Origin of the sequence: Agromyces sp. NPDC058126, from assembly GCF_042884595.1 — a bacterium.
GTDB lineage: Bacteria > Actinomycetota > Actinomycetes > Actinomycetales > Microbacteriaceae > Agromyces.
Map to the genome: position 1 here is coordinate 243,070 of NZ_JBHVTS010000004.1, position 21,160 is coordinate 264,229.

The 21,160-nt window shown below is 70.6% G+C and carries 22 protein-coding genes and 1 tRNA gene; 10 read left to right on the plus strand and 13 right to left on the minus strand.

What is annotated here, in order from left to right:
• Positions 1-95: 95 nt before the first annotated feature.
• Positions 96-323, plus strand: a complete 228-nt coding sequence (locus tag ACFVTR_RS13730) for a hypothetical protein (protein ID WP_387038088.1) — start codon at positions 96-98, stop codon at positions 321-323.
• Between the two features lie 362 nt (positions 324-685).
• Here the strand turns inward: ACFVTR_RS13730 and ACFVTR_RS13735 are convergent, their stop codons facing one another.
• Together ACFVTR_RS13735 and ACFVTR_RS13740 are read right to left on the minus strand one after the other, a co-directional pair.
• Positions 686-1,636 (minus strand): ABC transporter permease subunit, encoded by a 951-nt coding sequence (locus tag ACFVTR_RS13735; protein ID WP_387038090.1) that lies wholly within the window; start codon positions 1,634-1,636, stop codon positions 686-688.
• A 518-nt stretch (positions 1,637-2,154) separates the two neighbouring features.
• A tRNA-Gly gene (locus tag ACFVTR_RS13740) sits at positions 2,155-2,225 on the minus strand.
• A 100-nt stretch (positions 2,226-2,325) separates the two neighbouring features.
• Between ACFVTR_RS13740 and ACFVTR_RS13745 the strand changes: the two genes are divergently transcribed.
• The 3 genes from ACFVTR_RS13745 to ACFVTR_RS13755 all read left to right on the plus strand — a co-directional run bounded on the left by ACFVTR_RS13745 (position 2,326) and on the right by ACFVTR_RS13755 (position 4,783).
• Positions 2,326-3,507 carry a low temperature requirement protein A gene (locus ACFVTR_RS13745; RefSeq protein WP_387038092.1) on the plus strand — a complete coding sequence of 394 codons (1,182 nt, stop codon included), beginning with the start codon at positions 2,326-2,328 and terminating at the stop codon, positions 3,505-3,507.
• A 9-nt stretch (positions 3,508-3,516) separates the two neighbouring features.
• Positions 3,517-4,122, plus strand: coding sequence for a dCTP deaminase (gene dcd, locus ACFVTR_RS13750; RefSeq protein WP_376942845.1), 606 nt, complete (start codon positions 3,517-3,519; stop codon positions 4,120-4,122).
• Positions 4,123-4,252: 130 nt separating this feature from the next.
• On the plus strand, positions 4,253-4,783 hold the full coding sequence (locus tag ACFVTR_RS13755) for a hypothetical protein (protein WP_387038094.1): 531 nt from the start codon (positions 4,253-4,255) through the stop codon (positions 4,781-4,783).
• A 34-nt stretch (positions 4,784-4,817) separates the two neighbouring features.
• Here the strand turns inward: ACFVTR_RS13755 and ACFVTR_RS13760 are convergent, their stop codons facing one another.
• Complete coding sequence (locus ACFVTR_RS13760) at positions 4,818-5,768, minus strand: alpha/beta fold hydrolase (RefSeq protein WP_387038096.1); 951 nt, start codon at positions 5,766-5,768, stop codon at positions 4,818-4,820.
• Between the two features lie 69 nt (positions 5,769-5,837).
• On the opposite strand from ACFVTR_RS13760, the gene ACFVTR_RS13765 reads away from it, so the two are divergent.
• Positions 5,838-6,494, plus strand: a complete 657-nt coding sequence (locus ACFVTR_RS13765; protein WP_387038098.1) for a TetR/AcrR family transcriptional regulator — start codon at positions 5,838-5,840, stop codon at positions 6,492-6,494.
• A gap of 142 nt (positions 6,495-6,636) precedes the next feature.
• Here the strand turns inward: ACFVTR_RS13765 and fdxA are convergent, their stop codons facing one another.
• The 10 genes from fdxA to ACFVTR_RS13815 are packed head-to-tail and all read right to left on the minus strand — an operon-like array spanning position 6,637 to position 16,706.
• Positions 6,637-6,978, minus strand: coding sequence for a ferredoxin (gene fdxA / locus ACFVTR_RS13770; protein ID WP_387038100.1), 342 nt, complete (start codon positions 6,976-6,978; stop codon positions 6,637-6,639).
• Positions 6,975-8,408: an FAD-dependent oxidoreductase gene (locus ACFVTR_RS13775; protein ID WP_387038102.1), complete on the minus strand. Its 1,434-nt coding sequence runs from the start codon at positions 8,406-8,408 to the stop codon at positions 6,975-6,977. The genes fdxA and ACFVTR_RS13775 overlap by 4 nt, the downstream gene beginning before the upstream one ends.
• Positions 8,405-9,175, minus strand: a complete 771-nt coding sequence (cobA, locus tag ACFVTR_RS13780) for a uroporphyrinogen-III C-methyltransferase (protein ID WP_387038104.1) — start codon at positions 9,173-9,175, stop codon at positions 8,405-8,407. Before cobA ends, ACFVTR_RS13775 begins: the two co-directional genes overlap by 4 nt.
• Positions 9,172-10,104, minus strand: a complete 933-nt coding sequence (locus tag ACFVTR_RS13785) for an ABC transporter permease (RefSeq protein WP_387038105.1) — start codon at positions 10,102-10,104, stop codon at positions 9,172-9,174. Before ACFVTR_RS13785 ends, cobA begins: the two co-directional genes overlap by 4 nt.
• Entirely contained in the window at positions 10,094-10,837 is a 744-nt protein-coding gene (locus ACFVTR_RS13790) for an ABC transporter ATP-binding protein (protein ID WP_376942855.1), read from the minus strand. The genes ACFVTR_RS13785 and ACFVTR_RS13790 overlap by 11 nt, the downstream gene beginning before the upstream one ends.
• 4 nt (positions 10,838-10,841) lie before the next feature.
• Positions 10,842-11,933, minus strand: a complete 1,092-nt coding sequence (locus ACFVTR_RS13795) for an ABC transporter substrate-binding protein (protein ID WP_387038107.1) — start codon at positions 11,931-11,933, stop codon at positions 10,842-10,844.
• Positions 11,934-11,963: 30 nt separating this feature from the next.
• Positions 11,964-13,283: a sulfate adenylyltransferase subunit 1 gene (locus ACFVTR_RS13800; RefSeq protein ID WP_387038109.1), complete on the minus strand. Its 1,320-nt coding sequence runs from the start codon at positions 13,281-13,283 to the stop codon at positions 11,964-11,966.
• Positions 13,283-14,203, minus strand: a complete 921-nt coding sequence (gene cysD, locus ACFVTR_RS13805; protein ID WP_387038112.1) for a sulfate adenylyltransferase subunit CysD — start codon at positions 14,201-14,203, stop codon at positions 13,283-13,285. Before cysD ends, ACFVTR_RS13800 begins: the two co-directional genes overlap by 1 nt.
• Complete coding sequence (locus ACFVTR_RS13810; protein ID WP_387038114.1) at positions 14,200-14,961, minus strand: phosphoadenylyl-sulfate reductase; 762 nt, start codon at positions 14,959-14,961, stop codon at positions 14,200-14,202. Before ACFVTR_RS13810 ends, cysD begins: the two co-directional genes overlap by 4 nt.
• Positions 14,958-16,706, minus strand: coding sequence for a nitrite/sulfite reductase (locus ACFVTR_RS13815; protein WP_387038490.1), 1,749 nt, complete (start codon positions 16,704-16,706; stop codon positions 14,958-14,960). The genes ACFVTR_RS13810 and ACFVTR_RS13815 overlap by 4 nt, the downstream gene beginning before the upstream one ends.
• A gap of 612 nt (positions 16,707-17,318) precedes the next feature.
• On the opposite strand from ACFVTR_RS13815, the gene ACFVTR_RS13820 reads away from it, so the two are divergent.
• The 5 genes from ACFVTR_RS13820 (at position 17,319) to ACFVTR_RS13840 (ending at position 21,153) form a co-directional block, all read left to right on the plus strand.
• Positions 17,319-17,666, plus strand: coding sequence for a hypothetical protein (locus ACFVTR_RS13820; protein WP_387038117.1), 348 nt, complete (start codon positions 17,319-17,321; stop codon positions 17,664-17,666).
• Positions 17,667-17,758: 92 nt separating this feature from the next.
• Entirely contained in the window at positions 17,759-19,423 is a 1,665-nt protein-coding gene (locus ACFVTR_RS13825) for a radical SAM protein (RefSeq protein ID WP_387038119.1), read from the plus strand.
• A 30-nt stretch (positions 19,424-19,453) separates the two neighbouring features.
• Entirely contained in the window at positions 19,454-19,798 is a 345-nt protein-coding gene (locus ACFVTR_RS13830; RefSeq protein ID WP_387038121.1) for a hypothetical protein, read from the plus strand.
• 4 nt (positions 19,799-19,802) lie between these two features.
• Entirely contained in the window at positions 19,803-20,609 is an 807-nt protein-coding gene (locus ACFVTR_RS13835; protein WP_387038123.1) for a prolipoprotein diacylglyceryl transferase, read from the plus strand.
• Positions 20,593-21,153 (plus strand): hypothetical protein, encoded by a 561-nt coding sequence (locus ACFVTR_RS13840; RefSeq protein ID WP_387038126.1) that lies wholly within the window; start codon positions 20,593-20,595, stop codon positions 21,151-21,153. The genes ACFVTR_RS13835 and ACFVTR_RS13840 overlap by 17 nt, the downstream gene beginning before the upstream one ends.
• Positions 21,154-21,160 lie beyond the last annotated feature (7 nt).

A 21,160-nucleotide genomic window follows, 5' to 3' on the forward strand; every position in this document is an offset into this window, starting at 1 on the left:
TCAACTTCACGCAGCGCGGCTCCTTCGTGAACAACCTCGGCGACAAGCTGGGCGAGTTCTGGACGACTGGTCAAGGGTGTCGGTCAGGCGGTGTAGTGATCAGCGTCGCTTATGTCGACGGCGGGGGACGGACGAGCGGGGTGGGGTGGAGCTACGTCGGTAAGACGACGGCCAAGAACCTGACGAGCGGAACCGGCAAGGTGTACGGCAAGTACACGTTCAAGCTGGTGCTCGGAGGGGTCGAGTTCCAGCGACCGGACTACTGCGCCCGCACCATCCACACGTCCTCGACCACCTACGGCGACGGGGTTTGCGGGTTCTAGATTGATAACGTTTGGGGGTCGAGGTTCGGCCTCGGCCCCCGGACGGAAGGGTTCAGATCAGTGGAAAGATCGAACGAATCATCCTCGCGAACGAGCCTGGGACCATTTCTCCTTGCGGTCTTGGCCGGTGGAGTCGTCGCATTCCTTCTCGCTGGAGCTTTGGCGCCGATGTGGGCGTACCTCGTGCTCGCTCTTGCTGTGTTCAGCCTGCTTCGTCAGGTTCAGGCAGTCTCGCGCTACGGACTCCGGATTGGCCCAATCGTGCTGATGGTCGTCAACGCCGTCATCATCGCGGTCACCACAGCATGGTTGATCGCTGGCCAATGAAGTGAGCCGTCGCCGTGCAGAATGGCTCCGTCGGACTAGCTGCCGACATCACGTCGATTCAACAGCAACAGCGATAGCAGCGTCGCTCCAATAGTCCAGGCCACAAGAATCAGGAGCCCTTGGGCCCCGCTCACGTTCAGCGTGCCGTCAGCTGCGAATTGTTGAAGGTCGAGTGCGGCCACCCAGGGAACTTCTGTATAGAAGCGCGCGCTGCTCTCCGGTAGGAAACGACCTATGTTTCCTACCGCCACAACTGGCGTCCCCGCGGAATAGCTGGATATGGCGTTGAACGCCGCGGGCATCGCAGCGAACAGCGCGACGACTGAAGCGATCCCTGCGATAGGGCTGCGCACAATTGTGCCGACTGCGACTCCGAGTATGGCTGTGAGCATCAGAACGAACGTGCTTCGCGACGCTACTCCGAGTGCCACAGCCTGGATTCCCTCGGACGTAAACCCATGCGCAATCAGTGCTGGCGAGGACACCACGACGCCAAGACCTAGCGCGACCGCACCGGTTAGGGCGGTCAGGCCCGCCACGACGAGCGCCTTTGCCAGGAGAACGGAGTTGCGTCGGGGTGCGGCAGCGAAGGTGAAACCAATGGTCCTGCTGGAGTACTCCGAAGCGCTCACAAGGACTCCAAGCGTGGCGGCAAGTAGCTGGGCAACGGCTACGCCTCCGGAGATTGCATAGACAGCCGCCACCTCGGTCGCTTCCGATATGGTGCCGCCCACCTCACTTGGTGAGCTCGTCAGCGATCTCGCATAGCCGAGCCCAACAATGACGCATCCCATCGAAGCGACTATCCACATCGATGACCTGCTGGTCAGAACCTTGAACAGCTCCGATCGCAAAATACCAAGAAGCGTCAATCTGGCGGACGCTGTCAAGGTGTCTCGCTCAACTTGGCGCATTCGGAGCGACTCAGTCCGAGGAAGGCCCCAAGAGCGGCACGTCAAGCGAGGCCTCAAGCCGCGCCATCGCATACAAGTCCGGCCATGAAGTGCCGTTCAGGTAGCCGAGCAGTACTCCGTGGCTGAGCCCCGCCTCGCGGGCAGTGGCGCGAATGCTGCGTTCGCCCATTGCCACTCGAAGCCGGGTCGCGAACTGGCGGGCGGCCTCGCCGGCCGGGTCCGCCGTTGGTGCGTCCGGCCAGCCAGGCGCGAGCTCGGCTGGTTGCGGGCGCGGCGTACGGGACATGCGGAAAGACTAGCGGCGAACGCGATTCAGCCGCGGCCCTGCGTCGCGGGTTGCCACTGGGGGTGTCCTTGAGTGCGTCCCAAGTGCAGTCCCGAGTGGCTCTGTGATCATGTGGCCAACATCAAAACATCTTGGCCAAGTTGTAGGCGAATGGCATCCGAGATCCTCGGATGAAAATCGCTATCAATCAGGGGATTTACGTCGACGCCAACTTGACGTCCAATTAACGCCAGATTCAATGTCCAGTTAACGCCAACTTCATTGGCCAACCACAGAGGGTGGTGCGGACTCGGAGGCGTTTCGGAGCCGATGACGGGAATCGAACCCGCGCTGTCTGCTTGGGAAGCAGAAGTTCTACCATTGAACTACATCGGCGTACGTCGCTCGGCGACGTGGGACTCATCCTAACAACGTCGACCGGATTCACCGCATCGGGCCCGTTCCGCTGCGGCCCGACGTTCGCCAAGATGGTCGCATGCGACAGGATGCCTCGCACCCGACACGCGCGACCTCCACCCGGGTCACGACCTTCGAGCTGTTCTTCGACCTGGTCTTCGTCTTCGCGTTCACCCAGGTGAGCCGGCTCATGGCCGAGACGCACAGCGCGCTGGGCATTCTGCAGGCGCTCATCGTGCTCGCGCTGCTGTGGTGGACGTGGTGCGCCTATGCGTGGCTCGGCAACCAGGCCGCGGCCGATCGGGGCCCGGTGCAGGTCGCGTTGTCGCTCGCGATGGTGACGATGTTCATCGCCGCACTCGCCATCCCCGAGGCGTACCACGACCTGCCGGGCGGGTTCAGCGGACCGCTCGTGCTCGCCCTCGCGTACACGGTGGTCCGGCTGATCCACGCCACCGTCTACGTCGTCATCGCGGGTGATGATCGCGAACTCCGGCTGCAGGTGCTGCGCACGCAGGCCGTAGGGCTCGTGCCCGCCTGCACGGCACTGATCGTCGGTGCGCTCGTCGGCGGCGAGGCCCAGACCTGGATCTGGCTCGTCGCGGTCGTCTGGGACTCGACCGCGACGTGGCTGAGCTCCCGCGGCGGCGGTGCCTGGCGCATCCACTCGCTCGAGCACTGGGTCGAGCGGCACAGTCTCGTCGTGATCCTCGCGCTCGGCGAGTCGATCGTGGCGGTCGGCGTCGGCGTCGCTCAGGAGCCGATCGACGCGGCGATCACGGCAGGAACGGTCCTCGCGGTCGGCATCTCCATCATGCTGTGGTGGTCCTACTTCGCGAGGATCCCGGCCGCCGCGGAGGCGGCGCTGGAGCGTCGGGCCGATGCCGCCAGGGTCGACCTCGCGATGCGTGGGCACACCTACGCGCACCTACCGCTCATCGCCGGGGTCATCCTCGCCGCGCTCGGTGTCGAGGACGCGATGGCGCACATCCACGAGACCGAGGCGCTCGGATGGTTCGGCGCCTCCGCGCTCGGCGGCGGGCTCGCGCTCTACATCGGATCCACCGTCCTCATCGGTCGGCTCTTCGAGGCGGGGACGAGTGGCCGGCGCATCGCGGGAATCGTCGTGATCGCGGCATCCATACCGCTCATCGCGATCGTGCCGCCCATGGCGGCGCTCGCGATCGGACTCTCGCTGCTCGGTCTCGTCGCGATCGGCGAAGCGGTACGCCCGCGTCGCGCGCCGTCGCCCGCTCGGTAGGCTGGGCGGGTGCTTCTCTCGGATCGTGACATCAGGGCCGAACTCGACCTGCAGCGCATCAAGCTCGAACCCTCCGACGCGTCGATGCTGCAGCCGTCGAGCGTCGACGTGCGGCTCGACCGGTACTTCCGGCTGTTCGACAACCACAAGTACCCCTTCATCGACCCTGCTGAAGATCAGCCCGAGCTGACCCACCTCATCGAGGTGAAGCCCGACGAGGCGTTCATCCTGCACCCGGGCGAGTTCGTGCTCGCCTCGACGTTCGAGGCCGTCACCCTGCCCGACGACGTCGCCGCGCGCCTGGAGGGCAAGAGCTCGCTCGGTCGTCTCGGCCTGCTCACGCATTCGACCGCCGGCTTCATCGACCCGGGCTTCACGGGGCACGTCACGCTCGAGCTCAGCAACGTGGCGACGCTGCCGATCAAGCTCTGGCCCGGCATGAAGATCGGGCAGATGTGCTTCTTCCGCCTGTCGTCGCCCGCCGAGAAGCCGTACGGCTCGGCCGACTACTCGAGCCGCTACCAGGGCCAGCGGGGGCCGACGGCCTCGCGCTCGTTCCACAACTTCCACCGCTCCGACGTGAGCGTCACCGACGCCGGCGCGAAGGGCGAGTAGCGACCGACGGGCGGTCGCGCCGGCCCCCGCGCCGCCGGATCATCCCGCACATCAGCGCGATCCGCAAGGCATTGCCGCTGTCGTCGAGCCGCGGTTCGATGGGGTGATCGAGCTGAGGAGGCCGATCACCGTGGACACCAGCACCATCATCTGGATCGTCGTCGGAATCGTCGTGGTCATCGCGATCGTGGTCATCATCGTGATGGCCACCAATCGGCGGCGCCAGGAGGCACAGGCCGAAGCCGGTCGGCGCAAGGCCGCCGAATTGCGGCAGAGCGCAGCCGAGACGGATGCGGCCGCGCGCCAGCGCGACGCCGACGCCGCCCGGGCGGCGGCCGACGCGAAGCAGGCGCAGGCGGCAGCGGCCGAGGCCCGTCTCGAAGCCGATCGGCTGGATCGGGAGAGCGCCGAGCGGCAGTCCGCCGCCGAGGAGCTCCGCGCCGAGGCGGACGACCACCTCAGGAAGGCCGACCGCGTCGACCCCGATGTCGACGTCGATGCGGACCGCGACCGCGACGCCGATGCGACCACGACCGCGAGCGGCGAACGCTCGAGCGCGGACGGAGCGAGCACCGACCGACCGGTCGCCGATCGACCGACCGGCGAGCCTCTCGCGCGTCATTCGGGCGGGAACGGTCCTGGCAACGGCCGCGTGCGCTGACGGCGCGCGATCCGGCTGATGCCCGCCGCGTCGATCAGGCCGATCGGCCGGTTCGGGTTGTGAGTTCGGACTCGGCGGCGTCGGCGCCGACCGTGTCGCCCGCGGCCGCCGGCGCCGCGAGCGCCGCGTCCGACGCGGTGAGGAAGTCGACGACGGCGTCGAGCGTCACGTCGGCGCGGAGCACCCGGTTGTGGCCGAGACCCTCCGTCGGCACCAGGCGGGCGCCGGGGTTCACGGCGAGCAGCCGCTCGGACTCGGCGTAGGGAACGCGGCGGTCGCCGCGGTCGTGCACGAGCAGCAGTGCGGTCTCGGGTCGAAGGGGATGCCTCGCTGCCGAGTACCGATCGAAGGGGTCGCCGCCGCCCGGGAAGAGCTTCGCGGAGAATCGCGCCGCGAGCGCGTCGCGGGTGGGCCGGTCGAGGCGGAGCATCTCGCCGAATCCCTCGATGAACGTGCGCGGATCGGCCGCGCCGGCGATGCCGACCACCCGGTGGGCGTCGAGGCCGTCGTGCGCGGCCATGAGCGCTGCCAGTGCGCCGAAGGAGTGGCCGACGACCGCGTGGAAGCGGCCGTGGCGGCGCTGCAGCTGCTCCATCGCGTCGAGGTGGTCGATGAGGTACGTGCCGCGGCCAGGCGAGTCGCCGTTGGCGGGGCCGTCGAACGCGACGATGCGGAAGCCTTCACTGCGCAGCTCGCGGATGAGCGGGGCGAAGACGCTCGCTCGCGACTGCCAGCCGTGGGCGAGCAGCACGGTCTCGTCGCCGGTGCCCCACTCGTAGCTCACCACGTCGACACCGCGGCGATGCAGGCCGGGGATGCGCACGGTGCTGCGCCGCGCCGAGTCGTGGGTGGCGCGGTCGGCCGGCGCGACGGGGGTGCGGGGGCCGACGCGCATGAAGAGCGGGTAGGCGAGCGCGCCGCCTGCGGTCGGCGAGACCGACCCGGTCAGGCGGACTCCTGCGGCGATGGCGGTTGCGGCGGACATCTCGACTCCTCAAACAATACGAACGATCGTACTCACACTATACGAACGATCGTGCGTAAAATACAAGACATGGAACAGCACGACGGCCGACGCGCACGGGGCGACGCCTCGCGACGCCTCGTGCTCGAGCGCGCCGTCGACCTCGCCTCGGTCGAGGGGCTCGACGGGCTCTCGATCGGGCGGCTCGCCGAGGCGGCCGAGGTGTCGAAGAGCGGGGTCGCGACGCTGTTCGGCAGCAAGGAGCGCCTCCAGCTCGCCGCGGTCGATGCCGCGGTCGAGCGATTCACCCGCGTCGTCATCGAGCCCGCGCGCGTCGAGCCGAGGGGCGTGCGGCGCATCGTCGCCCTGGTCGACCGCTGGATCGCCTATTCGCGCGACCGCGTCTTCCCGGGCGGATGCTTCTTCGCCGCCGCCGCGGCCGAGTTCGACGCCAAGCCGGGGCCGGTGCGCGACGCCCTCGCACGAGCGCTCGCGAGCTGGAGCGGCTACCTCGGGGCGTCGTACGGCTACGCCGTCGCGCAGGGCGAGCTCGAGGGCGACCCCGCCCAGTTCGCCTTCGAGGCCACCGCACTGCTCGACGCGGCCAACACCCGCTCGGTCATGAGCGGATCGAGCGAACCGTACGTCTTCGCGCGGCGGGCACTCGTCGCCCGGCTCGCCGCGGCCGGCGCCGACCCCGCCGTGCTGGAACGGCTCGCCGAGGTCGACGACCGAGTGCTCGCCTGACGCGACGCGCGAGGCTGTGGTCGCACGATTCGGTGCGTCAACGAGCTCCACGCACCGCGGTATTCAGGACGAGAGCATCGATACCGCCCGTGTCGGGCCCATCGACGCTCTCGTCCTGAAACGCGCGGAAGCGCGATTCCGACTACGCGCCCTGCGGCGCGAGCGCCGCCACGAGCGGGTGGTCGTACGCGAGCGCGCCCGTCTTCGCCGCGCCGCCGGGCGAGCCGAGCGGCGGCACGCCGCCGGGGGTCACCTCGAAGAACTCGACGTTGGCCTTGTAGTAGTCGGCCCACTCGTCGGGCAGGTCGTCCTCGTAGTAGATCGCCTCGACCGGGCACACCGGCTCGCACGCACCGCAGTCGACGCACTCGTCGGGATGGATGTAGAGCGACCGCTCACCCTCGTAGATGCAGTCGACCGGGCACTCGTCGATGCAGGCGCGGTCCTTCACATCGACGCACGGCAGCGCGATGACGTACGTCACGACAGTGCGAGCGCGCCGTCGCGCGAGATCGACACCTGCTCCTCGCGGGGCACGACCTTGACGCGCTCGCGCACGACGCCGGCGTACTGCTCGGGTGCCTCGAACGACTCGCCCAGGCCGCGCTCGTGCGCGTCGAGCCCGAGCCATCCCTGCCAGGTCGTGTACTCGACCCCGCGCGAGGCGAGCAGTTCGAAGATCTCCTCGCCGTCGGCGGCGTCGACCGCCGGCGCGGCGAGCACGCCCTCGTTCGCGTCGGCGACGAGGTTCGTGATCGTCTCGAGCGCGTCGCCCTTGGTGTGGCCGATGAGGCCGACGGGGCCGCGCTTGATCCAGCCGGTCGCGTAGATTCCGGGAACGGGTGTGCCCGAGGCATCCAGCACCCGGCCGCCCTCGTTGGGGATGACCGCCGCCTTCTCGTCGAAGGGCACGTCGCGGATCGGCGAGCTCGCGTAGCCGACGGCGCGATAGACCGCCTGCACGGGGTAGTCGACGAACTCGCCGGTGCCCTCGACCGATCCGTCGCCGACGGGGCGGGTGAGCTCGAAGCGGAGGCCCTCGACGCGTCCGTCGCCGGTGACCTCGACGGGCGCGTGCAGGAAGTGCAGGTGCAGGCGCCGCGACGCCGTGCCGGTGCCGGTCGAACCCGCCGAGGTGCGCCAGCCGTTCAGGGTGCGGGTCATGACCTTGACCTGGTTGTTCGAGGCGTGCAGGGCCTCGGCGTGGGCGTCGCCCTCGGCGCGCTCGAAGTCGGCGTCGTAGACCACGATGTCGACGTCGGGCACCTCGCCGAGCTCGCGCAGCTCGATCGGGGTGAACTTCACGTGCCCCGGGCCGCGACGGCCGAAGACGTGCACGTCGGTCACGGGCGAGGCCTCGAGGCCGGCCACGACGTTCGCCGGGACGTCAGTCGAGAGCAGGTCCTTCGGGTGCTTCGCGAGCACGCGTGCGACATCGAGCGCGACGTTGCCGTTGCCGATGACCGCGATCGACTGCGCCTCGAGCGGCCAGGTGCGCGGCACGTCGGGGTGGCCGTCGTACCAGGCGACGAAGTCGGCGGCGCCGTAGGAGCCGGGCAGCTCGATGCCGGGGATGTCGAGGGGGGCGTCGCGCAGCGCGCCGGTCGCGAAGATGACCGCGTCGTAGCGCTCGGCGAGTTCGCCGACCTCGACGTCGCGACCCACCTCGACGTTGCCGATGAGGCGGATGTCGCCCGCGTCGAGCATCTCGTGCAACGAGTTGACGATGCCCTTGATGCGGGGGTGGTCGGGGGCGACGCCGTACCGGATCAGGCCGTAGGGCGCCGGCAGCGACTCGAACAGGTCGATCGCGACCTCGCCGCCCTGCTCGGCGACCTGGCGGCGGAGGATATTGCCGGCGTAGATGCCGGCGGGGCCGGCGCCCACGATCGCGACGCGGAGGGAACGGGTCATTGCTGCGATGCCTTTCGAGTTGTGCTGGGGGAGAGCGCTTCTGGCGTGTACGGGCTCAGGGTCACCACGTCGCCGACCACGACGACCGCGGGCGACCGGACGCCCCGGTGCGCCGCCTGCAGCGCGATCGAGTCGAGCGTGCCGATGGTGACGCGCTGGTGCTCGCCGTATCCATCTTCGACGATCGCGACTGGGCATTCGCCCCCGCGCTCGCCGCGGGCGAGGGTGATCGCCGAGTTCGCGAGGGTGCCGATGCCCATGAGGAGCACGACGGTGTGGTCGCGCCCGCCGCCGAGCGACTGGATCTGCTCGTGCCCGGTGACGACCGTGAACGTCGTCGCGAGGCCGCGATGGGTGAGGGGGATGCCCGCGATCGCCGGCACCGAGATCGCGCTCGTGATGCCCGGCACGACCTCGACGGCGACGCCCGCGTCGCGGCAGAAGGCGAGCTCCTCGCCGCCGCGGCCGAAGATGAACGGGTCGCCGCCCTTCAGCCGCACGACCCGCTTGCCGTCGCGGGCGAGGGTCACGAGCAGGGCGTTGATCGCATCCTGGGGAACGGCGTGATGCCCGGGAAGCTTGCCGACGTCGACGACTTCGGCCCGCAACTCGACGCCCTCGGCCGCCAGGCCGTCGAGCACGCCGCGGGCGCCGAGTCGGTCGGCGACGATCACGTCGGCCGCCTCGAGCGCGCGCAGGCCGCGGATCGTGAGGAGCCCGGCGTCGCCCGGCCCGGCGCCGACGAGCGTGACGGTCCCGGCGCTCATCGCGACGCTCCCTGCAGCAGGCCCCGGCGGCGGAGCATCCGGCGCTCGAGTGGGGCGAAGAACACGAGTTCGATGAGGATGCCGATGGCGAGGATCACGAGGATCGTCGCGAGCACCGCGGAGATGTCGGCGAGCTCGCGGCTCTGGTCGAGCATCGACCCGAGCCCGAAGCCGATCGTGCCGCCCATCGCGATGATCTCGGCGGCCATCAGCGAGCGCCACGAGAACGCCCAGCCCTGCTTGAGGCCGGCGACGTAGCCGGGGAGCGCGGCGGGCAGCACGACGAGCGTCGCGAGGCGTCCCGGTCCTGCGCCGAGCACCGTGCCGACCCGCCGCAGTTGCGGCGGCACCTGCTCGACGCCCGAGATCAGGCCGTTCACGATCGACGGCACGGCGCCCATCAGGACCACGAAGTAGACGGTCGCGTCGCTGAGCCCGAACCAGAGGATGGCGGCGGGCACCCACGCGACCGAGGGCAGCACCTGCAGCCCCGAGATGATCGGGCCCACGGCGCGGCGCAGCGGCTTCACCTCGGCGAGCAGGAGGCCGAGCGGCGTGCCGACGATGACGGCGATGACGAAGCCGAAGACGCCGCGCTCGAGGCTCGTCGCGACGGCGAGCTGCAGGCGGCCCGACTCCCAGGCATCGCCGAGCGCCGCGGCGACGTCGAGCGGACCCGGCACGATGTCGGGTCGCGGCTGGGCGATCACGACGTAGAGCTGCCAGGCGACGATGAGCACGACGACGAAGAGGATGGGCGGCAGCACGCTGCGCGTGAAGACCTTCCAGGGGCCGGGGCGCGCGTCGGCGTCGGTCTGGAGGCGGTCGAGGCCCGCTTCGAGCGCGCGGAGCTCGTCGTGCTCGGCGGGAACTCCAGCGGGCGCTCCGGGCGCCTCGGGCGGATCGAGCAGGGAGGTGTCATGCGGCATTTCGGCGGATCTCCTTCCGCAGCTCGGCGGTGATCTCGACGGAGAGCGCCGCCACTTCGGGCGACTCGATGCGCCGTCCCTCGACGGCGTCGATGCGCCATTCGCCGGCGACCCGGCCGGGCCGGCTCGACAGCAGCACGATGCGCTGCCCGAGTCGCGCCGCCTCACGCACGTTGTGCGTGACGAAGACGATGGTGCGGCCGGTCAGGCGCCACACGCGTTCGAGCTCCTCGTGCAGCAGGTCGCGCGTGATCGCGTCGAGTGCCGCGAAGGGCTCGTCCATGAGCAGCACGGGGCGGTCCTGCGCGAGCGCCCGGGCGAGGGCGACGCGCTGGCGCATGCCGCCCGAGAGCTCGTGGGGGCGCTTCGCCGAGGCATCCGCGAGATTCACGGTCGCGAGCAGCTCGAGCGCCTGCGCCTTGCGCTCGGTGCGCGCGACCCCGCGGAGCCGCAGCGCGAGCTCCACGTTCTGCGCCGCGGTGAGCCAGGGCATGAGCGCCGACTCCTGGAACATGACGGCGGCGCCCTCGGGCGGCGTCGTGATGCTGCCGGTGGTCGGCCGGTCGAGTCCGGCGATGAGGTTCAGCAGCGTCGACTTGCCGCAGCCCGAGGCGCCGAGCAGGCAGACGAACTCACCCGCCGCGACGTCGAGGTTCACGTCGTCGAGCACGACCGGGCCTGCGCCGAAGCGCTTGCCGAGGTGCTCGATGCGGATGGCCGTCTGCCCGCTCATGCGACTACTCCTCGCCGAGGCCGCCCGCGGAGACGGGCTCCTCGCCGGCCTCCTCGCGCAGCTCGTTCAGGATGCGGAGGTCGAAGAGCCCGTCGATCGAGCCCTCCTTCTGGGTGCCGGCCTCGAGGCCGTTCGCGACGAGGGCCTCGAAAGTCTCGGCGTGCGGGTCGACCGAGAAGACGACGTGCTCGAGCGCGCGGTCGATGACCTCGTCGGCGAGCGGCTTGCCCGTCTCGGCCTCGATGCCCGCGTTGATCACGCCGGCGGCCTCGTCGGCGTTGTCGGCGAGCCAGGCGACGGATGCCTCGTGCCCCTCGAGGAGCGCCTTCACCGTCTCGGGGTGCTCTTCGAGGAACTCGGCCCGCACGAGCAGCACCGTCGTCGGGAAGGCCCCGTCGTCCCACAGCTCGGCCTCGTCGACGAGCACGTGCGCGCCCGCGTCGACGATGAGCCGCGACACCCACGGCTCGGGCAGCCACGCGCCGTCGAGCTCGCCCTGCTGGAACAGGGTGAGCGTCTGCGCGTTCTCGGTCGGCGTGATGTGCACGTCGCCGCCGCCCTGCGTGTCGGTCTCGAAGCCCTCGTCGGCGAGCCAGGCGCGCAGCGCCACGTCCTGCGTGTTGCCGAGCTGCGGCGTCGCGAGGGTGGTGCCCTCGAGGTCGTCGACCGAGTCGATGCCGTCGCGCACGACGAGTGCGGCGCCGCCCGTCGCGGCACCCGCGACGATGTGCGCCGACTGCCCGCCCGACTGGATGAAGGTGTTGATCGACGGGTTCGGGCCGATGTAGGTCGCGTCGATCGCACCGGCCGAGAGGGCCTCGATCGCGGCCGGGCCGGCGTTGAACACCGAGGTGGTGAGCTCGGTCTCGCCGAGCGCGTCCTGCAGCAGGCCCTCCTCGAGGCCGACGATGGCGGGCGCGTGGGTGACGTTCGCGAAATAGCCGAGACGCAGCTCGGCAGCGGGCGAGGTGCTCGCCTCCGCGTCGTCGTTCGGTGATGCTCCCGCGGCGGCGGAGCAACCGGCGAGCATCATCGCCGCCACTCCAAGTGCGGTGATCGTCAGGGTCTTGCGGATGGTGCGGGTGGTGCTGTTCACGGTTGTCGCCTCCTTACGGATCGTTGGTGCCTACTGTTCGGTGATGCCGGCGGCCAGGGTGCGGCCGTCGGACGGATGGATGACGAGGAAGGACCCGGCGTGCCGGTTCTCGCCGTAGGGCTCGAGGGGGAGGTCGGCGGCGACGCGGAGCGTCGCCCGGCCGATGTCGTTCACCTCGAGCGAGGTCGCGGGCACGTGCTCGAGGGTGTCGAGGTCGCGCTTCGCGTCGATGGAGGCCACGAGCCCCTGGACGGTCGTAGTGCCGTGCTTCACGAGCACGCGGGTGCCGGGGGCGAGGGGGCGGGGGTCGAGCTGGAACAGCTCGGCCGCGAACTCTCGCCGGGCCTCGGGCAGGGTGCCCGCCGCCGCGATGACCGCGCCGCGGGCGGCGTCGATCTCCTCGGCGAGGCGCAGCGCCACCGACTGCGGGGCGACGGCCTCGTCGAGGGATGCTCCGGCCTGGTCGATGCCCGTGACGGTGGTCTCGATGCCCGCGGGGAAGACGGTGACCCGGTCGCCGACCCGCACCCGGCCCGAGCCGATGCGGCCGGCGAAGGCCCGGTAGTCGCGGAATGCCTCGGCCCGCTCGGGGTCGTCGGCGACGTCGGGCGCGAAGCCGCCCTGCGGGCGCAGCACGAGCTGCACGGGCAGGCGGAACGGGTCGTATTCGGTGTCGAGCTCGTCGTGCGAGGGCAGCGACTCGAGCAGTTCGAGCAGGGCCGGCCCGTCGTACCAGGGCGTGTTCGGCGAGCGATCGACGATGTTGTCGCCCTCGAGGGCCGAGACGGGCAGCACGTGCACCTCGTCGAGCCCGAGCTCGCCCGTGACGCGACGCACCTCGGCCGCGACCTCCTCGAACGCGCCGCGGTCGTAGCCGAGCAGGTCGATCTTGTTGACCGCGACGATGACGTGCGGCACGCGCAGCAGCGCGACGACCGACAGGTGGCGCCGGGTCTGCTCGAGCACGCCCTTTCGGGCGTCGATGAGCACGACCACGGCGTCGGCGGTCGTCGCGCCGGTGACCATGTTGCGGGTGTACTGCACGTGGCCCGGGCAGTCGGCGAGGATGAAGCTGCGCGCGCCGGTCGAGAAGTAGCGGTAGGCGACGTCGATCGTGATGCCCTGCTCGCGCTCGGCGCGGAGGCCGTCGGTGAGGAGTGCGAAGTCGAAGCCCGTGCCGGCGCCGAAGCCGCGTTCGGCCGAAGTACGCGCGACGGCCTCGAGCTGGTCGGCGAGGATCGCCTTCGAATCGTGCAGCAGGCGCCCGACGAGCGTCGACTTGCCGTCGTCGACGGAGCCCGCGGTCGCGAAGCGGAAGAGGGTGCTGGGGGCGGTGGTCGTCTCGCTCATCAGAAGTACCCGTCCTTCTTGCGGTCCTCCATGGCGGCCTCCGAGATGCGGTCGTCGGCGCGGGTCGCGCCGCGCTCGGTCAGAGTCGACTGCGCGACCTCGCGCACGACGGCCGTCACGTCCGCGGCATCCGATTCGACCGCGCCGGTGCAGCTCATGTCGCCCACCGTGCGGTAGCGCACGGTGCGCAGCTCGACGTGCTCGTCGGGCCGAGGCTGCGAGACCTCGCCGACCGCGCGCCACATGCCGTCGCGGCGGAACACCTCGCGCTCGTGCGCGTAGTAGAGCGGCGGCAGCTCGATGCCCTCGCGCTCGATGTAGCTCCACACGTCGAGCTCGGTCCAGTTCGAGATCGGGAAGGCGCGCACGTGCTGGCCGGGCGTGTGCCGGCCGTTGTAGAGGCTCCAGAGCTCGGGGCGCTGGTTGCGCGGGTCCCACTGGCCGAACTCGTCGCGCAGCGAGATGATGCGCTCCTTGGCGCGCGCCTTGTCCTCGTCGCGGCGGGCGCCGCCGAAGACGGCGTCGTGCCGGCCCGCGGCGATCGCGTCGAGCAGCGGTTGCGTCTGCAGCGGGTTGCGGGTGCCGTCGGCGCGCTCCTGCAGGCGGCCGTCGTCGAGGTAGCGCTGCACCTCGGCGACCTCGAGTCGCAGGCCGAGCCGCTCGACCGTCGCATCGCGGAACGCGAGCACCTCGGGGAAGTTGTGGCCGGTGTCGACGTGCAGCACCGGGAACGGCACGCGGCCGGGCCAGAACGCCTTCGCGGCGAGGTGCAGCACGACGACCGAGTCCTTGCCGCCGGAGAACAGCAGCACGGGCCGCTCGAACTCGGCGACGACCTCGCGGATGATGTGGATCGCCTCGGCCTCGAGCAGGTCGAGCGTGTCGAGGGAGCGCGCCGGGGCGGTGAGGAGGTCGGTCATAGGTGCAACCCGCATTCCGTCTTGTCGAGGCCCGACCAGCGGCCGGATCGGGGGTCTTCGCCCGCGGCGACGGGCTTCGTGCACGGTTCGCAGCCGATCGAGGGATAGCCCTCGGTGAGCAGCGGGTTCACCGTCACGCCGAACGCGCCGGCGTAGTCGATGAGGTCGTCGAAGCTCCACGCGGCGAGCGGGTTGACCTTCACGAGGCCGTTGCGCTCGTCCCACGCGACGAGCGGCGTGGTCGTGCGGGTGGGGGCCTCGTCGCGGCGCACGCCCGTGAACCAGAGTTCGTATCCGGACAGCGATCGCTGCAGGGGCTCGACCTTCCGCATCGCGCAGCACGAACCGGCGTCGCGGGCGAAGAGGTCCTTGCCGTACTTCGCATCCTGTTCGGCGACGGTGAGCTCGGGCAGCACGTCGACGATGCGCACGTCGAGCGAGGCGGCGACGCGGTCGCGCGTCTCGACCGTCTTCGCGAAGTGGTAGCCCGTGTCGAGGAAGAGCACGTCGACGCCCGGCAGCGATTGCGCGACCACGTGCGGCAGCACGGCGTCGGCCATCGAGCAGGCGACGGCCGCGGCATCCACCGAGAAGTTGCGCGCCACCCAGGCGACGACCTCGTGGGCGGATGCCTCGCCGTCGGCCAGGCTCCGGAGCTCCGCGTTGCCGGCCTCGGCGAGGGCGCGCAGCTCGTCGGTCGAGCGCTTCGCGCCCCGCGACGAGCTCGACGTCGTGGTGCCGAGGTTGCGGGCGCTCATCGCAGCTCCTCCTCGTCGGCGCGGTGCGCCCACTCGGCGAAGGTCTCGTCGACCGAGACATCCCGCTGCGCGATGAAGCGGCGCACGACGGTCTCGACGTAGTCGGCGAGGCCGTCGGCGGTGACCTTGAGGCCGCGCACGGTGCGGCCGGTGCCGGCCTCCTCGCGCGTGGCCGAGGCGAGGCCGCCGCCGAGGTGCACCTGGAACCCGGGCGTCTGGCCGCCGTCGCCGTCGGGCAGCAGCTGTCCCTTCAGGCCGATGTCGGCGGTCTGGATGCGGGCGCACGAGTTGGGGCAGCCGTTGACGTGCAGGCTGATCGGGTGCGGCAGCTCGATGCCGGCGAGCCGCTCCTCGAGGGCGATCACGGCCGCGGTCGCGGTCTGCTTCGTCTCGACGATCGCGAGCTTGCAGAACTCGATGCCGGTGCAGGCGATCGTGCCGCGGCGGAAGAGGCTCGGGCGGGCCTGCAGGCCGAGCTCGTCGAGCTCGGCGACGACCTGCTCGACGTGCGCCTCCTCGATGTCGAGCAGCACGAGCTTCTGGTGCGGCGTCGTGCGCAGGCGGCCCGATCCGACGCGTTCGAGCAGCTCGGCCAGGCGGGTGAGCGTCGTGCCCGAGATGCGGCCGACGAAGGGCGTCACGCCGATGTAGAAGCGTCCGTCGTGCTGGCGGTGCACGCCGACGTGGTCGCCCTGCGTGAGCGGCTTGGGCGCGGCGGGGCCGTCGGGCAGCGGGGCATCCAGGTACTCGGTCTCGAGCACCAGACGGAACTTCTCGGCGCCCCAGTCGGCGACCAGGAACTTCAGGCGCGCCCGGTTGCGGAGGCGCCGGTAGCCGTAGTCGCGGAAGATCGCGGTGACGCCGTACCAGACGTCGGCGACGCGCTCGGGCGCCACCCACGCGCCGAGCCGCACCGCGAGGTGCGCGTTCGTCGAGAGGCCGCCGCCGACCCAGACGTCATAGCCGATGCCGAGCTCGGGGTGCTCGACGCCGACGAACGCGACGTCGTTGATCTCGTGCACGATGTCCTGGCTGGGGTGGCCGGTGATCGCCGACTTGAACTTGCGCGGCAGGTTCGCGAGCTCGGGATCGCCGATGTACTTCTGCTGGATCTCGAAGATCTGCGGGGTCGGGTCGATGAGCTCGTCGGCCGCGATGCCGGCGACGGGCGAGCCGAGGATGACGCGGGGCACGTCGCCGCACGCCTCGGTGGTGGAGAGCTCGACGGCCTCGAGTCGGCGCCAGATCTCGGGCACGTCCTCGACGCGGATCCAGTGCAGCTGGATGTTCTGGCGGTCGGTGAGGTCGGCCGTATCGCGCGCGAACTCGGTCGAGATCTCGCCGATGACGCGCAACTGCTCGGTCGTGAGCTGGCCGCCGTCGATGCGCACCCGCAGCATGAAGAACTCGTCCTCGAGCTCGTGGGGCTCGAGGGTCGCGGTCTTGCCGCCGTCGATGCCGGGCTTGCGCTGCGTGTAGAGGCCCCACCAGCGGAAGCGGCCGTGCAGGTCGGTGCCGTCGATCGACGCGAACCCGCCCTTGGCGTAGATCGTCTCGATGCGCTCGCGCACGCTGAGGCCGCCGTCGTCCTGCTTCCACTGCTCGTTGGCGTTGAGGGGCTCGGTGCCGTCGACCTTCCACTGCCCGTTGGGGCGGTTCGCGCCCGGGCGTGCGGGGCGTCCCTCGGGGCGTGCGGGGCGCTCGGCGCGGCCCTCGGCCCGCGGCGCGCGGGTCGTCTCGCTCAGCGTCACGGCTGCCTCCCGATGGTCGGAATCGCGACGGAGGCCCCGTCGCTGAGCCGACGCTAGGCGAGGGATGCTCGTGCGGCACGTTCGTGACGAACGCGCCCGTCACGGTGCGTCACCGGCGGTCGCACGGCGCCGCATTGCGTCACAGTGTTGATCCGAGCCCGTCGGTCGGGTAGCGCCGCACCGCTTCCCCTGTTGAGAACCAGCGGGCTGGACCGTGCAGATCGGATACGCTCGGATTCCGTGCACGCCGGAGGGGGGGGGCGGATGAGCGACGTCTCGATCGAGAAGGAACTGCTCTCCTGACGATCGCACGGAATCGCTCAGGAACGTCGCCCTCGTGACCACGGGCCGCGAGGCGGACATCAGCGAGTACGTGACACCGGGGCTGACCATGACGAAACGCGGATATCTCACTCCCGGCCCCGGATACGGATGGACCGACCTCGGACAGGATGGCCCCCGATGAACCGCACGATTCCAGCCGCGATCGCAACCTGTTCGGTCGCACTTCTGATCGTGGCGCTGACTGCCGGATGCGCCCAGCGAACGCCCGATGGCGAGCAGACGATGACTCAAGAGCATTCCAGACAGGCACTCGTCGATCTCATGGCCTCGACGCGGGCGGTCGTGGGCCTCGACGAGGCCGGCTGGGACGCTGAGTACGAGCTCGAGCCGGACCCCTGCAACCTCTCGAACGACGAACCGGGCGTCAACTTCGTCGACGCCCGGTACTGGTCCGGCGAGACCGACCCCGACCCGGCGGAGCTCGTCGACCAGGTGCGCGCCCACTGGGAATCGGCGGGGCTCGTCACCGACGTCGATGATCGCTCGAAGCCGGGCGACACGCTGATCTGGCTCACCGGGCGTGGCGGTCCCGTGGAGGGGATGGAGATGACGATCATCCCGGGTCAGGTCGCCCTCGACGGCGAGAGCGTCTGCGTCGTCGGCGAGTAGTAGCGACTCGCGACGTGCCGCGAGCGCGCCTCCTCGGCCCGACGCTCGGATCACCACTCGACCGCCGGTGGGCGGCCCGCTATCGTGAGCGCATGCCGACCGCCGCTGGTACCGGAATGCCCCTGCGGGACTCCCGCATCCACCGTTACGTCAACGCGTTCTGCCCGCGGTGCCACGAGGAGGATCCCGAGCGGCCGCTCGCCGACGTCGCCCGGCTCTCGGGCTGGCTGGCGATCCGCGACGATCGCGTCTGGCTCGAGCGCGGATGCCCCACGCATGGGCTCGTGAGCACGATGTACGACGAGTCGCCCGAGATCCTGAGCTACCTCGAGCAGTGGACGGCGCCGACGAAGGCGCACGTGCCCGACCTCGCGGGCAACTTCAAGCCGGTGCCGTCGGCGTACGAGGACGGCCTGCCCGAGATGCAGACGCAGCACACCTGCATCCTGCTCGAGGACCTCACCGACCACTGCAACCTGCGCTGCCCGACGTGCTTCGCCGAGTCGGGCCCGGCGGCGACCGCGGTCGCGCCGCTCGCCGAGGTGCTCGCCTCGGTCGACGCGAAGCTCGCGCGCGAGAACGGCCGCATCGACGTGCTCATGCTCTCGGGCGGCGAGCCGACGCTCTACCCGTGGCTCGAGCAGCTGCTCGACCACCTCGTCGCGCGGCCGGTGGTGCGCATCCTGCTCAACTCGAACGGTCTGCGCATCGCGCAGGACGACGCCCTCGTCGAGACGCTGAAGAAGCACCGCGAGCGCGTCGAGGTGTACCTGCAGTTCGACGGCGAGAGCGCCGAGGCGTCCGCCTACCACCGGGGCGCCGACATCCGCCGCTTCAAGGACCGCGCGCTCGAGCGCCTGTCGGAGGCGGGCGTCTTCACGACCCTCACGATGACGGCCGCGCTCGGTGTCAACGACGGCGAGATCGGGGCGGTGATCCGGCGGGCGATGACGACGCCGTACGTCGGCGGCGTGACCATCCAGCCCGTGTTCGGCTCGGGCCGCTCGGCCGGCATCGACCCGAACGACCGGCTGACGCACACGGGCGTGCTCGCGCGGCTCGAGGCGCAGACCGATGGTGAGGTCACCTGGCGCGACCTGACCGCGCTGCCCTGCAGCCACCCGCACTGCTGCTCGGTCGGCTACCTGCTCAAGGACGACTCGGGCACATGGAACTCGCTCACGGCGCTCGTCGGCCACGACCGCCTTAAGGAGTTCCTCGATCTCAACCCCGACCTCATCGCGAACCGCATCGCCGACAGCAACATCAACCAGGCCTTGAAAGACAGCGTGAAGCAGTCGCTGCTCGATCTCCTGAGCGAGCAGTCGTCGCTGTCGCACCCGTCGATCGGGTCGCTGTGGAAGGACATCTGCACCGGCTGCGACCTCGGCATCGGCACGCTCACCCAGCTCGCGACCTCGGCGCTGCCGGGGCAGCACAATCGGTTGCGGCGGTTCCTCGGCGAACGCGTCAAGCGCATCACGGTGAAGCCCTTCATGGACATCAACACGATGATCGAGGAGCGCCTCACGCAGTGCTGCGTGCACGTGGCGACGGTCAACGAGCAGACCGCAGCGCACCAGTGCGCGCCGTTCTGCGCGGTGCAGGCGTGGGCGCCGCTCGGGCGGCAGCGCATATCAACAGCGACGGGCACCTCGACGGCCACTGGCGGGGCGGCCGCGACGGCCGGCTCGACAGGTGTCGGCGCGGCCGGTGCGGCGGGCGGTCGTCGGCAGCTGCCCGTGACGGTGGCGTAGCCGACGGCACGACGAGCGGGGGAGGGACGCATGAGCAGCGCGGGTGACGAGTTCGCCACGTGGGATGCCTCGGGGCTGAACCGCTTCGACGAGACGGTCGGCGCGCCTCCGACCCCGGCGCCGTACGACCCGCTGCGGCTGTGCGTCTTCGCGACGATCGCCCTCATCACCTGCGTCATCGGCCCGATCGCGCTCGCCGTGTTCGCGGGCATCGCGATCGCCGGGTACGCGAAGGCGCGGCGGGCGGGCCTGCTGCGGTCGAAGTGCAAGCTCGGCGACACCCGCAACGTGCTCGCGTACCTCATCGTGCTCGAGGTGCTCGCGCTCGCCGCGGTGCCGTTCTGGGTGATGCTCTGGGCCGGCGTCTGGAGCTGATGCCGTGTACCCGACGCTGCCCGATCTCCTCGGCTGGGGGCCGCCGATCGACACGCACTCGGCGTTCGTCGCGCTCGCGATGCTCGCGGCCGGGCTCGTCTTCGTCGTCGAGTCGCGTCGCCGCGGCCAGACCGACGCGCGGGTCGCGGCGCTCGTGCTCGGCGCGCTCGCCGGCGCCGCGCTGTTCTCGCGCCTCGGCACCTGGGCGCAGCACCTCGACCCGTCGCAGAACCTCGACCTCGTCACGCAGCTCACCCGCGGCAACGCCTCGGTGCTGAGCGCCCTCGTCGGCGCGTGGCTCGGTGTGCACGTCGCGAAGCGCATCGTGAAGTACCCGCTGCGCACGGGCGACCTCTTCGCGCCGGCGGTGGCGCTCGCCATGGCCATCGGCCGGTTCGGATGCCTCTTCACCGAGCTGCCCGGAACCCCGACGGGGGCGGGCTGGGGCATCGTGCTCGACGAGGCGGCCGCCGCGCGGGTCGGCGGGCCCGCCGGGGTGCCGCTGCACCCGAGCTTCGTCTACGAGATCGTCTTCCAGGCGGCCGCGTTCATCGTCCTGTGGTTCTGGCTGCGGCATCGCCCGATCGCCGCGGGCGAGACGCTCACGATCTACATCGCCGCGTACGCGATCTTCCGCTTCTTCGTGGAGTTCGTGCGCGGCAACGAGGTCGCGTGGATGGGGCTGACCCGCCCCCAGTTGTTCCTGCTGGTCACGATCCCGCTGGTGCTCGGCCGCCTCGCCTGGAAGGCGTCGCGCGGCCGGCTGACTGCGAACCGAGAGAGGATGGCCGTCGATGGTGCCCGATCCTGAAGAGCCCACGCCCGGAGAGCCCACACCCGAAGGGTCGAAGCCCGAAGAGCGGATACCCGAGGAGCCCACGCCCGAGGAGCCCACGGTCGCGCCGGTCGAGCCACCGCTCGGCGAGCCGGGGGCGTCGCCCGAGCCGGCGGCCACCCTGGCGGTGCCGCCGCCCCCGCCCCCACCCTCGCTGCCTCCCGCGACCTCGCCGTACGGCCCGGCGACGCCGCCGCCGCCCTACGGATCACCGGAGGCGACGGCCGCGGCTGCCGCGAAACCGGGACTCGGCACCGGCGCGGGAATCGGTATCGGGGTGGGCATCGGCTGCGGCGCGCACGTCGTCGCGATCCTGCTGATGCTCGGGACGCTCATGCTCGGCGGCATGTTCGGCTCGACCGTGATCGGCCTCATCTGGCCGTTCCTGGTCGTCGCGATCGCGGCGATCGTGATGCTGTTCTTCGCGAAGACGCGCGGCATCGCGATCGGCGTGCTCATCGTCGCGGCCGCGGCGTGGATCGTCGTGCTCGGCCCGTGCCTCGGCATGACGTACGTCTGATCTGCCG

Coding starts and splice junctions, on each gene's coding strand:
- cysD (WP_387038112.1), bottom strand. CDS start 14,203: ATGACCGACCTCCTCACCGCCCCGGCGCGCTCCCTCGACACGCTCGAC.
- ACFVTR_RS13745 (WP_387038092.1), top strand. CDS start 2,326: ATGCGACAGGATGCCTCGCACCCGACACGCGCGACCTCCACCCGGGTC.
- ACFVTR_RS13800 (WP_387038109.1), bottom strand. CDS start 13,283: ATGAGCGAGACGACCACCGCCCCCAGCACCCTCTTCCGCTTCGCGACC.
- ACFVTR_RS13785 (WP_387038105.1), bottom strand. CDS start 10,104: ATGCCGCATGACACCTCCCTGCTCGATCCGCCCGAGGCGCCCGGAGCG.
- ACFVTR_RS13790 (WP_376942855.1), bottom strand. CDS start 10,837: ATGAGCGGGCAGACGGCCATCCGCATCGAGCACCTCGGCAAGCGCTTC.
- ACFVTR_RS13830 (WP_387038121.1), top strand. CDS start 19,454: ATGAGCAGCGCGGGTGACGAGTTCGCCACGTGGGATGCCTCGGGGCTG.
- cobA (WP_387038104.1), bottom strand. CDS start 9,175: ATGAGCGCCGGGACCGTCACGCTCGTCGGCGCCGGGCCGGGCGACGCC.
- ACFVTR_RS13820 (WP_387038117.1), top strand. CDS start 17,319: ATGGCCTCGACGCGGGCGGTCGTGGGCCTCGACGAGGCCGGCTGGGAC.
- ACFVTR_RS13825 (WP_387038119.1), top strand. CDS start 17,759: ATGCCGACCGCCGCTGGTACCGGAATGCCCCTGCGGGACTCCCGCATC.
- ACFVTR_RS13775 (WP_387038102.1), bottom strand. CDS start 8,408: ATGACCCGTTCCCTCCGCGTCGCGATCGTGGGCGCCGGCCCCGCCGGC.
- ACFVTR_RS13765 (WP_387038098.1), top strand. CDS start 5,838: ATGGAACAGCACGACGGCCGACGCGCACGGGGCGACGCCTCGCGACGC.
- ACFVTR_RS13810 (WP_387038114.1), bottom strand. CDS start 14,961: ATGAGCGCCCGCAACCTCGGCACCACGACGTCGAGCTCGTCGCGGGGC.
- ACFVTR_RS13735 (WP_387038090.1), bottom strand. CDS start 1,636: ATGCGATGGCGCGGCTTGAGGCCTCGCTTGACGTGCCGCTCTTGGGGC.
- ACFVTR_RS13760 (WP_387038096.1), bottom strand. CDS start 5,768: ATGTCCGCCGCAACCGCCATCGCCGCAGGAGTCCGCCTGACCGGGTCG.
- ACFVTR_RS13840 (WP_387038126.1), top strand. CDS start 20,593: ATGGTGCCCGATCCTGAAGAGCCCACGCCCGGAGAGCCCACACCCGAA.